Source organism: Erythrobacter litoralis (assembly GCF_001719165.1).
Taxonomy (GTDB): Bacteria; Pseudomonadota; Alphaproteobacteria; order Sphingomonadales; family Sphingomonadaceae; genus Erythrobacter; species Erythrobacter litoralis.
The window spans coordinates 12,449-24,986 of record NZ_CP017057.1 but is presented as its reverse complement, the minus strand read 5'-3'; the positions used below and the strand labels follow the sequence as shown (position 1 = coordinate 24,986).

Below are 12,538 nucleotides of genomic sequence, written 5' to 3'. Positions count from 1 at the left end.
ACAGGAAACGGCCACTTACCAGCAGCACAGTCTCGGTTGAATGCGGCCCGGTGCCTGCCTCTCGCGATGGGCATAGCACCGTTGGAACCATTTGTCCGTTTCGCGATGTCTGCCGGGTGGTTGAAAGAAAGGAACTCGCATGGCTAGCAATGCGCCTGCCTTCACGGTCGGAGACTATGTCGTTTACCCCAAGCACGGCGTCGGCCGTGTGATCGAACTGCAGAGCGAGGAAATCGCTGGCATGCAGCTCGAACTCTACGTGCTCAGGTTCGAAAAGGAGCGCATGACCCTGCGCGTTCCGGTGAACAAGGTCGAATCGATCGGCATGCGCAAGCTGTCCTCGGACAAGACCCTGAAGGAAGCGATGGAAACGCTCAAGGGCAAGCCCAAGGTCAAGCGCACCATGTGGTCGCGCCGCGCCCAGGAATACGAAGCGAAGATCAATTCGGGCGACCTCGTGTCGATCGCCGAGGTCACGCGCGACCTGTTCCGCCCGGAAGACCAGCCGGAACAGAGCTATTCCGAACGGCAGATCTTCGAGGCTGCCTCCAGCCGCCTCGCGCGTGAACTCGCCGCGATGGAGGAGACCGACGAACCGACCGCGCTCGAGAAGATCCTCGGCGTGCTGCGCGAACACGCACCGCAATATTACGACAACGCCGAGGAAAGCTGAACCTTTCCGCGTGCCTGAGACACGAAAGGGCCGCTCCGAAAGGGGCGGCCCTTTTCGTTGGCGACAATGCCCGAGTGCGCGCGCTGCGGGCTTGCGCGTGCCATAGTGGTGTATTATGTCACCAATACACAGACGGATCGTGGAGAGAAAGCAAATGATCGAACGTTTAATCAGGCGCATGGCGCCCGTCGCGGCGCTCGCGCTCGGGACCGCGCTCGGCGGGTGCAACATGGATTTCAAGGTGAACGGCATGGAAGGCGTGCCCCTTTCAGAACTCGACATGAGCGGGGCGACGCCGAGCGAACTCGTCCTGGCGAGCGGCGACAGGGTGATCCTGCGCGAAGGCGATGCACTGGCGATCACGGTCGATGGCGATCCGGAAGAAACCGGAAAGCTGCGCTTCAGCCTCGATGACGATACGCTCGGCATCACCCGCGAGGAGAACAGCTGGGGCTCGGGCAGCTCGGTCACGGTCAACGTGACGATGCCCCCGCCCGAAGGCATCGTGATCGCGGGCAGCGGCACGATCCTTGCGCAGCGCATGGCCAGGGATGCCGAACTGACGATCGGCGGATCCGGCAATATCGAGGTCGAGACGATCGCTGCCGACAGTCTCGAAGTGAGCATCGGCGGAAGCGGATCGGTCAAGGGCGCCGGGACGGCAAGCCGGCTTGAGGTGAACATCGGCGGGTCCGGCGATGTCGACCTGTCCGGGCTCAAGGCGGACAGGGCGGAAATTGCAATCGGCGGCGCGGGCGATGTCGCCTTCGCTTCGGACGGCACGGTCGAGGCGAGCATTGCCGGATCGGGCGATGTACGCGTGACTGGCAGCGCGAAATGCGAAGTGACCGCGGTGGGGTCGGGCAAGCTGACCTGCTCGCCCGCCCCGGCCGGCGAACCCGAAGCCGGCGCAGCCGAAGCCGCGCTCAAAGCCCCCGCCGCCGAGGAACCGGGCGAAGGCTGAACGCCGTTCCGCAATCGAACGGAGCTTGCACGAATCATCGGAACGCGCATGGTGTCGTCATGCGCGCTTCCCTGTCCTTGGCGGCCCTCCTGGCCCTTCCCCTGCTCTCGGGCTGCCTCGCCCGCGCCGCTGTCGACGTGGTGACATTCCCGGTGCGAGCCGCCGGGGAAGTCGTCGATGTCGCGACCACCAGCCAGTCCGAGCGCGACGAAAAGCGCGGCCGCGAATTGCGCAAGCGCGAGGAACGGCTCGGCAAGCTCGAGCGCGATTATGACGACGAGATCGCCGATTGCGAGAAAGGCGACGAGCGCGCCTGCGAAAAGGCGCGCCAGACCTGGGCGGAGATGGAGGAGATCAGGGCCTCCCTCCCCGCTCCTCCACCGGACGGCGACTAGTCGGCCGGAGTGGCAGCGCGACGAAGCCGGTCGTTGACCGCGCGCCCCACCCCCCATGCAGGAACAGGCGCAACCGCGATGCGCGGCCTGTCCGAAAGGGCGGCTTCGTGAAGGCAGGCATAGAGCCGCATCGCGGCCTCGGTGACATCACCGCTCGCCGACAGCGTGCAGTCGCCGGCAACCGCGCCGAACCCGATCACGAATTCGTCCGGCTGCGCTTCGACCGCGTCCAGCCGGACGGGCTTGCCCGGCGCGTAATGGCTGGCGAGCTGGCCGGGGGCGGTAATCCCTTCGGGCGCCCGCCAGGCGGGCATGTCGCTGTCGTGGTAATGCCGATAGAGCGCGGCCACATCTACCGGGCCGGGGCGCAGCTCGTGCCACTCGTCGCCGGGACCGACCCGCAGGATGGTCGATTCCACCCCCGCCTCGGTCGGCCCGGCATCGAGCACCATGTCGATCCGGCCGTCGAGCGAGGCGAGAACGTGCCGGGCGCAGGTCGGGCTGATGAAGCCGGACCGGTTGGCCGATGGGGCGGCGAGCGGGAAATCGACCGCCGCCAGCAGCTCCCGCATGACCGGATGGGCCGGAACGCGCAGGGCGACGGTGGGAAGTCCTGCCGTCACGGCCTCGGCCAGTCCGGCGTCAGCGCGTCGCTCCGCCACGATCGTCAGCGGTCCAGGCCACAAGGCCTGCGCGATGTCGCGGAGCACGGGATCCGAAAAATCGCCATATCGCGCCGCCTGTTCGGCATCGCGGCAATGAACGATCAGCGGATTGAAGCCGGGCCGTCCCTTCGCGGTATAGATCCTCGCCACCGCCGCCGCGTCGTCGGCCCGCGCGGCAAGGCCATAGACCGTCTCGGTCGGAACCGCGACAAGTCCGCCCGATTCGAGGATGCTCGCCGCCCGCGCGATTCCCTCGGCTTCGGCCGGCACCACTTCCGTAACGTCCTTGTCGCTCATGGCATGGGCGCTATATTCGAACGGCGCGCCTGCCAAGGGCCGGCGCCCCGGATCTTCCCCGCTCCCGAACCGAAGGACGAGAATTCGCCGTGACACCCTATACCCCGCCGACCCAGGACCAGCTGCTTGCCATTCGCGTCAATGCCGGGATCGAGGAGCTGCAGAAGACCGATCGCTTCGCCCATGCCGAACCCGACCTCGTCGAAGCAATCGTCGAAGGCGTCGGCCAGTTCGCCGCCGGGGAATTCGCGCCATTGAACCGCGTCGGCGATCTTGAGGGCGCGAAGCTCGAAAACGGCGTGGTCCGCCTGCCCGAAGGGTTCAAGGAGGCGTACGACGCCTATGTCGAGCAGGGCTGGAACGCCATCGCCTCGCCGGCCGAATTCGGTGGGCAGGGCCTCCCCTTCACGCTGGCCTGCAACGTGCTCGAGAATCTCGGCGCGGCGAACATGGCGTTCAACCTGCTGCCGATGCTGTCGGTGGGCGCGATCGACGCGCTCGAGCATCACGGGTCGAAGGAACAGCAGGCGAAATACCTTCCCGACCTCGTCAGCGGCAAATGGTCAGGGACGATGAACCTGACCGAACCCGCCGCCGGGTCGGACGTGGGCGCGCTGCGGAGTACCGCCGAGCCGATTAGGGACGGGCCGCACGCGGGCAAGTACCGGATCACGGGTCAGAAAATCTACATCACCTGGGGGGAACACGAGCTCGCCCAGAACATCATCCACCTCGTCCTCGCCCGCCTGCCCGGCGCGCCCGAGGGATCGCGCGGCGTTTCGATGTTCCTCGTGCCGAAATATCACGTCAACGACGACGGATCGCTCGGCCCCCGGAACGACCTTCGCTGCGTCAGCCTCGAACACAAGCTGGGCATCAACGCCTCGCCGACCTGCGTGATGAGCTATGGCGACAACGGCGAATGCATCGGCGAACTGGTCGGGCAAGAGAACCGGGGCTTGGCTGCAATGTTCACCATGATGAACAACGCCCGCATCAATGTCGGCAACCAGGGCGTCCAGATCGGCGAGCGCGCGACCCAGCAGGCGATCCATTACGCGATGGACCGGGTGCAGTCGGCCCGCGCGGGTTCGCCCGACAAGAACCCGGTCGCGATCATCGAACATCCCGACGTGCGGCGCATGATCCTGCGCATGAAATCGCTCATCGAAGGCGTGCGCGCGCTGCTCTATTACTGCGCCGGACAGGTCGACCGCGGCAATCTCGGAGACAGCGCGGCCAAGGTGCGAGCCGACATCCTCGTGCCGCTGGTCAAGGCGTGGGGGACCGATGTCGGGGTCGAAGTGTCCGGGATCGGGATCCAGGTCCATGGCGGAATGGGCTTCGTCGAGGAAACCGGCGCAGCGCAGCACTGGCGCGATTCCAAGATCGCCCCGATCTACGAAGGCACGAACGGCATCCAGGCGGCCGACCTCGTCACCCGCAAGCTCGGCCTCGAAGGGGGCGATCCGATGATCGCGCTGTTCGAGGAAATCGCGCGCGATGCGGCGGACAAACCCGCCCTCGCCGCGCTCGCCACGGATTGCGCCCATGTCGCGCGCTGGATGCGCGATGAGGCAAGCCTCGACGACAGGCTGGCGGGCAGCGTCCCGTTCTGCACCATGGCAGCAGTCGCGGTCGCGGGCTGGCAGCTGACGAAGCAGGCCGAAGCTGTCGCGAACGGCGCGGCTCCGGCGCTTGCCACGAGCAAGCCCGTCACGGTGCGCTTCTTCCTCGACCGGATCGTTCCCGAAGCGAGCGGGCTCAAGGCAAGCGCGATCGGCGGGGCGGATCTTCTGTATTCGCTGCCGAGCGAAAAGCTCGCGGGCTGACCCGATGGACGAAAGCCGCGCGCTGCTCGAGCGGATCGCCGCGGCGCTCGAACGGATCGCGCCGCCCGCACCGCGCCCGGCCGACTGGCAAGGCGATCCGGCCTATCGCTGGGACGGGCAAGCGGCCCGGCCCGTGCCCGGACCCGATGCGCTGCCGCTCGAAACCTTGCGCGGCGTGGACGAGCAGAAGCGCGCCGCGCTCGAAAATCTGACCCGCCTGGCCAAGGGTGCCGCGGCGCATGACATGCTGCTGTGGGGTGCGCGCGGCATGGGCAAGTCGGCGCTGGTGCGCGCCTGTATCGCCGCGCTCGACGCGGAGCAGCCGGGCCGGATCGCCCTGGTTCAGCTCGCACCCGGCTCGCTCGCCGGTTTCCCCGATCTGATCGAACAGCTCGCCCGGCAGGAGCGGGCCTTTCTGCTCTTCATCGACGATCTCGGATTTGGGTCAGACGGCCGCGCCGACATGCTTGCGCTCAGAAGCCTGCTCGACGGGGGAATCCTGCCGCGCCCGCGCCATGTCAGGATCGCCGTGACCTCCAACCGCCGCGCCATCGTCCGGCGCGAGGAAGCCGAAGCCGGCGCGCTTCACCAACGCGACGAGCGCGACGATGCACTGGCGCTGGCGGACCGGTTCGGGCTGACCTTGGCCTTTCATCCGTGCGACCGCGACACATATCTCACTATCCTGCGCGGCTACACCGAGCCTGCGGGCCTTGCCTTCGACGAGGAGGAAGCGATGGGCTTTGCCATCCAGCGCGGCAACCGTTCGGGGCGCACCGCGCTGCAATTCGCGACCGAACTGGCAGGGCGCGCGGGCAAGCGGCTCTAGCGCCTACTCGCTTTGCGCCTGTTCGCGGAGATATTGCTCTTCGCGGATCGCACGCGGATCGCGCAATTCGCCCTGCGGACGCAGCGGCTCGCTCTCGACCTCCTCGATCGGCTCGGCAGGCTCGGCATCGGGCTTGACCGCACGCCAGATGATCCCCGCCGTGTCGTCCGAGACGAGAAGCGAACCGTCCTCGGCCCATTCGACCCAGGTCGGGCGGCCATTGGTCGTCCCGTCGCCCTGCAAAAAGCCGCCGAGCACCTGCCTTGGCTTGCCCACCGGATTGCCGCGATCGTCAAACTCGACGAAGACCACGTCATAGCCCGAAGGCGGCTTGCGATTCCACGATCCGTGCCGCGCGATGAAGGCGCCGCGCGCAAAGGAATCGCCCATCCGGTGTCCGCCGCGCGTGAAGACGAGGCCGAGCGCCGCGACATGCGGCCCCAGCGCGTATTCGGGATAGCGGGTGTATTCCATCAGGTATTGCGGCATCGGCGCCTCGACCCGGCGGTCGATCGTGTTCTTGTAGTAGAGCCAAGGCCAGCCATACTGCGCCCCGACCGGCACATTGGTGAGGTAATCGGGCACGAGGTCCGAACCGAGCATGTCGCGTTCGTTCACCGTGGTCCAGAGTTCGCCCGTCCACGGACTGAAATCGAGCCCGTTGGCGTTGCGCAGGCCTGCCGCGAATTGCGCCTGGCGGTTTTCGCCGAGGTCGTATTTCCAGATCATCGCCCGGCCGATTTCGGCGTCCATGCCCTTCTCGCCGATATTGCTGGCCGAACCGACCGCGATGAACAGCTCTTCGCCTTCGGGCGAAAGCTCCATGTTGCGCATCCAGTGATTGCCGGCGGCGGGCAGGTCCATCAGCTTGCGCGGGCTGCCGGTCACAGCGTCCGAACCGAGCTCGTAATCGAAGGCGAGCACAGCGTCGTGATTGGCGACATAGAGCGTACCGTCCTTCCAGCTCAGGCCCGAGGGCGAATCGAGATCGGCCTCGCGAATAACCTTGCGGATCTCGGCCACCCCGTCGCCATCGGCATCGCGCAGCAGCACGATCTGGTTGGGCGACGTTCCGGCGGACCCGGCCTTTTCGAACAGGAAGGAGGCGATCCACCCCTCGATCGTCGCCATGATCCCGCCGTCGCCGCCGCCCTGCCTGGCAGGCGCGCGGGTAAGCGTGACGAGCACATCGCCGTTCGGAAGGGCATAGAGCACGCGCGGATGGTCGAGCCCTTCGGCAAAACGGTTCACCACAAGACCTTCGGCGGCGGTGGGCTTCTCGCCCTCCTTCCAGCCGACGGGATCGGCGATCGCGATCGTCGGGAAGCTTTCAGCCTCCGGTTCCTGCAGCACGGGATCGGTCCCGGCGACTTCCTCGACCGACAGGTCGGCGGTGTCGCCGCGGGTGAGGAACCAGAGCGCGATGCCGACGACGACGACGATCACCAGCAGCGCGATTGCGATCTTGCGAAGAATAGCCATGTGCCAAGCAATTAGAGCGCGCTTCGGCTTGCCGCAACTGGCGTTCACTCTATGGAGCCTTGCCATGTACGATTTCCGACCCGATGAAACCCTCGCCCCGGCCGAACTCCACTGGCAGCTGTGCGAAGCCGCCGATGCGCTGACCGAAGGCGAACCGGACGGCATAGCCAACATGGCCAATGTCGCTGCGCTGCTGTGGGAATTCCTGCCCGACCTCAACTGGGCGGGTTTCTACCGCGTCGCTCCTGCGAAAAGCGGTGGACACGAATTGGTGCTCGGCCCGTTCGTCGGGCGCCCGGCCTGCATCCGGATTCCCTTCGGCACAGGCGTGTGCGGAGCCGCCGCCGGATCGGGCGAAACCCAGCTGGTCGAGGACGTCCACGCCTTTCCCGGCCACATCGCCTGCGACGCGGCGAGCCGGTCGGAACTGGTCGTGCCGGTCAAGCGCGAGGGCAGGGTCGTCGCCGTGATCGACCTCGACAGCCCCTCGCCCGCGCGTTTCAGCCGCGAAGATGCACGCGGGATCGAAGCGCTCGCAGCGCTTCTCGCTGACCGGATCTAACCGACGGCGGAGCCGCGTCAATCGCCCCGAAACGAGACAGCGCGCAGCGGTGCGCTTGGGAGCGTGGCGTTGCCGGTGGTAACTTCGCGCTAACCATCAGGCCGATCATCTCGGGCGCGAGTCGCGTGCCCCATCAGGATCGGCGACAGCTCCGGGGGAAACCGTCATGCCCGCCAATCGCCGCCTTCTTCGCTCCACGCTGGTCATTGCGAGCCTGCCGCTGCTGGCCAGTGCGGTAACGACCCAGGCGCAGGATGCGCCGATCAGTGCCGAACCGATGAGCGCGCGAGAGGTGCAGCAGCTTCCCCCCGAATACCGCACCGGCCCCGTCCTTAGCGAGGACGTGACCGAGGGCCCCGACGGGATCGAAACGATCACCCGCACCCGCCGGATCGAAAGCGCAGCTCCGGCCGATCAGACGGTTTACGATCGCCAGGGCTTTGCCCCGCCCGCTGGCGCTCCCTACGCCCCAGCCCCGGTCGTGTTCGAGCGCGAGCAGTGGATCGAGGAATGCCGCCGCCGCACCGCCGGCCGGGACGAACGCGAGAAGGGCGGCATCATCGGCGCGCTGCTCGGCGCGATCACCGGCGGCATCATCGGCAATCGCGTCGCCGATGGCGAACGGCTTGCCGGGACGCTGATCGGCGCTGGCACGGGCGGGCTGGCGGGCCTGCTGCTCGGCAATCTGATCGGCGGCGGCAAGAAGAACGACCGCTACGATTGCGAGGCCGCGCTCGACAGCTACATCTCCCAATACGGCTATCCGGTCACAGGCTCGGCGCGGATCGCCTCGCGCAGCATCCCAGCCTATCCGGCGGCCCCCTACCAGCCGGCCCAGCCTGCCTATGGATATGGCTACCCGGCCTATGGTCCCGGCTATGCCTATGCCCCGTCCTACAATTACGCGCCGCCGCCGCAGATAGTGATGGTGCCCGTGCCCTACGAACAACAGCAGCGCGTGATCGTGCGTGAAAGAGTGCGCGAAGAGCTGGTGCCAGCGGCCCGCACCATTCCCGATCCTGCGCCCCGCCCGGCACAGGTTCCGCCGCCTTCGCCCAAGATGATCAAGGGCGACTGACTGGGCATCATTCAGGCGGGCTCGATTTGGGATCGCGCGCCGCGATCTGCGGGATCTCGGAAGGATCGTCCCTGTTCACACTGCGCAATCTCACCGGGCCGAGCCTAATGATGTCCTCGCCCTGCCTGACCGTGAAGCCCGGAGCGCCCTTCAGGCCCGGCAGGCCTCGCGCGACTTCGAGCTTGCGGGCGGCTTCCTCGGCCACCTGAATCCGGTATTGCCCATAGGGCACGCGCTGGAACAGGAAGAACCCGTCGAATTCGCTGATCGTCTCTGCCACGACATCGCCGTTGCGATCGACCAGTTCGAGCGCGACTCCCGGCGTCTCCAGCCCGTTCACGCCCAGCAGCAGCCCTTCGACTTCGCCGCTGGGCGAAATCGGGATCTCGATCTTTGCCATCACGCCCGGGCGCGGGGTGATGACGATACCCTTTACCGCCGGGGCGAGGAAGGGATCGCCGAGCGTGCTTTCGTCGACCCCGACAAGTACTGGGCGGAAGGGGCGCAATTCATCGATGATGGTGCGCCCGTTCTCGCTCGTCCAGGCATCGGTGCTGCGCTGGCCCGCTTCGACAAGCACGTCCTTGAGCACGGCCTCGCCCGGGTCGCGGCGTCCGTTTCCGTCATCATCGCGGAAAACGGTCACATCGGCCTGCCCGTTGCGGGCGAGCTTTGCCTGCGAGACGCGCACTCCGCCGCGCACCGGGTCCGAGCCGAGGCTGAAGGCGACCTGGACGCCCGCACCCACCCCGCCGCGCGTCGTGACGAAGGCATCGCCGCGCAGCAGCAGCTTGTCGAAGCGCCGCGTATAGGCCGCGGTGAAGCGGAATTCGTCCGCCTGCCCGATATATTCGACCTGCCCCTGCACGTCCGAACGCTCATCGAGATTGGCATCGACCCGCACATTGGCCCGTTCAAGCCCGGGTCGGGGACCCTGCAGCGCCCAGACGGCGTTGCCGCGCACACGCCATCGTCCCATGCGGGTATTGGCGAGCAGGCGCAGGCGCGTATCGGTCCGGGCGGGCGCGATCAGGCTGGCTGTCCGTTCCTGGTGGCTTAGCTGGGCCGAAATCGCCACTCGCCCCGCCGTTACCGATGTCGTGAGCGACGCCTCGTTGAGCCGCGCCCCGTCGATCAGCTGCGAATGTTGCAGGTCGCCCTGGATCGGCAGCGATATCTTGCCCAGCGCCAGCGAAGTGTCGAAGGTGAACCCGCTGCGCCAGTCGAGATCGCTGGCGGCGAATTCGCTCCTGAAACTTCCGAAGGAGACGAGCCCGTTCACACCGAAATTGACCGAGCCGATCCTGCCCAGCGCGTTCGCTTCGGCCACTGCGCCGGCACCGAATTCATGCGCCGTCGCAAGCTCGAGCTGCATCGCGCCGAGAGTGCGCACCAACGCGCCCTCCGCATAGGTGCGGCGAGCGCCATCGAAGAACAGGCTCTGCATGCCAAGCGCGACGCTGGTCCTCTGGTCAAGGCCACGTTCGACCCCAACCCCCCAGCGCCATTTCTGGGGCAGGAAGACATTGTCCCGGTTGAGCTGGAGGAGATCACGCTGCGTCTGCAGCACGCCCGCCCAGTAATAGGTCTGCCCCGGCTCGATCTGGTTGAACCCGACCGGCACCGAGGTTTTCTCGCGCCGGATCTGGCCCTGTGGGCCGTAGAGCACGATTTCGAGGTCGTTGCGCCCGTAGAACAGCTCGATCTCGACGAATTCATACCGCCCGTCGCCGCGATCATCCTGGAAAGCGATAAGCTGGCCGTTGCGATAAAGTTCCGCGTCCCAGCCGGCCGGCAGCGTGCCGCGCAGAGTGGTCGCGGAAAAGCGGTTGGTCTGGCCGATCGGGCGATTGCTGACGAAGGCCCCGCGCCCGACCTGCGTCTGCCCGGTGAGCCGGCCTGCAATCGTCTCGACATCGCCGACCGCGACCTGCGTCGCCTCTAGCGGACCGAGCAGCCCGCCGGCTGGATCGTTGCGATAGGCGCGCAGGCGCAGCGTCTGCGGGTTCAACTGGTTGTCGGTGGCGAAACGCGCGAAATAGCTCGCGCCGAGAGCTTCCCCCGCTGCGTAGAGTTCGACCCGGCCTGCCGTCGGCTCGCGCCCGGCCTCGCCGCTCGTCACTTCGCCCTGCGCGACCACATCGAGCGATGGCGTGCGCCAGGGCCTATATGCCATATCGGCGGTGGGGAACTTGCTGAGATCGAAGACCGGTTTCGAACGCCGCTCAAGTCGCGCGGCGCGACTTCTGCGTTCGATCGCCTGCATGAACGGCAGGTCGCGGTCGGTCTCCAGCCGAACCAGCGCATTGTAAAGATCCGGGTTGAAGCTGATCCCGAACCAGCGCGACAGCGCCCTGGTATCGACGCACCAGCCTTCTGGCGTGTCGTAGATGTCCCCGGCGATCGGCGCGCGGCCGCCCGTTATGTTCATGTTTTGTACTGTTTCGGAATCGCGATCGAGGGTGAAGGTCTGGTCCTCCGCGAACATCCAGCCAGTTGCGCGGCGCGACTTCTTGTCGATGCGGATCGGCAGGTCGAGCGACTGGATGACATCGGCAAGGTCGAGGCACACGCCGCGATCCGTACGGTATCCGCGCACATCGAGAGTCAGCTTGTATTTGCCGATGACGGGCTGGAGGAAGAGGTAGTCGTCCTCGTTGGCCTGCCAGGTCGAACCGCGCCCGTCGTCCTCCTGCGCCAGCGCCGGCGCAGGCGCCGCCCACAGGCCAAGCACCGCCGCAAGGCCTGCGACGACGCCGGAAAGGGAAAGGCGGCGATGGGAAGACATGGGTTCAGAGTCGAGGAAGCACCCGTCCGCAGCGGGACGGGGCGATGCGCTCAGTCGATCCGCGTATCGAGCGCGGCGAGCAGCCCGCCGCCCGATTCGGGCATGTCGCGATATTCGAAGCGCAGATCGCCCTTCATCGCGGCAGCCTGTTCCGGGGTCAGTGCGATGCGGACATCCCGCTCACCGATTTCCGGATAGATCGCAACGCCGCGCAGCAGGACAAGCGGATCGTCGACCCCGGCCTTGGTCACGCGCAGTTCGCCATAGGTCGAGCTTTCGCCCGATCGCTGGATCGTCACCGCGAGCTCGGGACCCCGTTCGCCTTCGACCACGCGCGGCTGCGCGATGGCGGCCCGCGCTTCGACCCGGCCGTGCCGGACGATGATCGGGATGGTCACCCCGTAGATCGGAATCAGCTGGATCGAGACTTGGTCGCTGGCACGCTGCTCTTCGGTGACTTCGCGCGGTTTCGGAATTGCGCGAAAGGACATGTGGACCCGGTATTCGCCATCGGGCAGGTCAGCGCCGGGCCGCGCGGCGAGCCGCACCGCCTGGGGCTGGCCCGGGGGCAGGACGATGCGCCGCGGGGCGTAGCGGATCATGCCGAGCGCGGCCTTTTCCTTGTCATTCGCATCGGCTTCCTCGACCGGTTCGAGCCGCCCGTTCTCCAGCATGCGACGCAGTTCGAGGCCAATCCGGTATGTCGCCTCCTCATTGCCGATATTGCTGAGGATCACTTCGGTCCCACGACGCCCGTCGAGGATGACCCGCGTCGGTGCGACCAGCAGATCGCCCTGCGCGGCGATCGGGGTGGAAAGGGAAAGCGAGGAAAAGGCGACAAGCACCGCCGCACCGCGCGCAAGAGCGCGCATTGGCTTGAACGACATGGTTCGACAGCTCCCGAGATGTGCAGCTCGGCCTGGTCCTGGCTGCTGCTCTGCGTGGTTTCACGGGGCTTGGTAAGCAAATACAG

Annotated in this window: 11 protein-coding genes; 7 read left to right on the top strand and 4 right to left on the bottom strand. The window is 66.7% G+C overall.

Annotated features, from left to right (window positions below):
* Nucleotides 1–139 precede the first annotated feature (139 nt).
* The 3 genes from Ga0102493_RS00125 (at nt 140) to Ga0102493_RS00115 (ending at nt 2,032) form a co-directional block, all read left to right on the top strand.
* Nucleotides 140–673 (top strand): CarD family transcriptional regulator, encoded by a 534-nt coding sequence (locus tag Ga0102493_RS00125; RefSeq protein WP_034902739.1) that lies wholly within the window; start codon nt 140–142, stop codon nt 671–673.
* A gap of 154 nt (nt 674–827) precedes the next feature.
* On the top strand, nt 828–1,637 hold the full coding sequence (locus Ga0102493_RS00120) for a head GIN domain-containing protein (protein WP_034902736.1): 810 nt from the start codon (nt 828–830) through the stop codon (nt 1,635–1,637).
* Between the two features lie 77 nt (nt 1,638–1,714).
* The gene (locus tag Ga0102493_RS00115; protein WP_335660477.1) at nt 1,715–2,032 is read left to right on the top strand and encodes a hypothetical protein; all 318 of its coding nucleotides are present in this window, start codon (nt 1,715–1,717) and stop codon (nt 2,030–2,032) included.
* Here Ga0102493_RS00115 and Ga0102493_RS00110 read toward each other — a convergent pair.
* Nucleotides 2,029–2,994, bottom strand: coding sequence for an L-threonylcarbamoyladenylate synthase (locus Ga0102493_RS00110; protein ID WP_034902986.1), 966 nt, complete (start codon nt 2,992–2,994; stop codon nt 2,029–2,031). The genes Ga0102493_RS00115 and Ga0102493_RS00110 overlap by 4 nt on opposite strands.
* 89 nt (nt 2,995–3,083) lie before the next feature.
* Here Ga0102493_RS00110 and Ga0102493_RS00105 point away from each other — a divergent pair, with 89 nt between their 5' ends.
* Together Ga0102493_RS00105 and Ga0102493_RS00100 are read left to right on the top strand one after the other, a co-directional pair.
* On the top strand, nt 3,084–4,826 hold the full coding sequence (locus tag Ga0102493_RS00105; protein WP_034902729.1) for an acyl-CoA dehydrogenase: 1,743 nt from the start codon (nt 3,084–3,086) through the stop codon (nt 4,824–4,826).
* 4 nt (nt 4,827–4,830) lie between these two features.
* Nucleotides 4,831–5,655, top strand: a complete 825-nt coding sequence (locus Ga0102493_RS00100) for a DUF815 domain-containing protein (RefSeq protein ID WP_034902726.1) — start codon at nt 4,831–4,833, stop codon at nt 5,653–5,655.
* Between the two features lie 3 nt (nt 5,656–5,658).
* On the opposite strand, the gene Ga0102493_RS00095 is transcribed toward Ga0102493_RS00100, so the two are convergent.
* Nucleotides 5,659–7,137, bottom strand: coding sequence for a PQQ-dependent sugar dehydrogenase (locus Ga0102493_RS00095; protein WP_034902724.1), 1,479 nt, complete (start codon nt 7,135–7,137; stop codon nt 5,659–5,661).
* Between the two features lie 64 nt (nt 7,138–7,201).
* Here Ga0102493_RS00095 and Ga0102493_RS00090 point away from each other — a divergent pair, with 64 nt between their 5' ends.
* Nucleotides 7,202–7,699, top strand: a complete 498-nt coding sequence (locus Ga0102493_RS00090; RefSeq protein ID WP_034902721.1) for a GAF domain-containing protein — start codon at nt 7,202–7,204, stop codon at nt 7,697–7,699.
* Nucleotides 7,700–7,865: 166 nt separating this feature from the next.
* Nucleotides 7,866–8,777 carry a glycine zipper 2TM domain-containing protein gene (locus tag Ga0102493_RS00085; protein WP_034902718.1) on the top strand — a complete coding sequence of 304 codons (912 nt, stop codon included), beginning with the start codon at nt 7,866–7,868 and terminating at the stop codon, nt 8,775–8,777.
* 7 nt (nt 8,778–8,784) lie between these two features.
* On the opposite strand, the gene Ga0102493_RS00080 is transcribed toward Ga0102493_RS00085, so the two are convergent.
* Both Ga0102493_RS00080 and Ga0102493_RS00075 read right to left on the bottom strand, forming a co-directional pair.
* On the bottom strand, nt 8,785–11,565 hold the full coding sequence (locus tag Ga0102493_RS00080) for a collagen binding domain-containing protein (RefSeq protein ID WP_051697828.1): 2,781 nt from the start codon (nt 11,563–11,565) through the stop codon (nt 8,785–8,787).
* Nucleotides 11,566–11,615: 50 nt separating this feature from the next.
* Nucleotides 11,616–12,452, bottom strand: coding sequence for a fimbrial biogenesis chaperone (locus tag Ga0102493_RS00075; protein WP_051697826.1), 837 nt, complete (start codon nt 12,450–12,452; stop codon nt 11,616–11,618).
* Between the last annotated feature and the right edge of the window lie 86 nt (nt 12,453–12,538).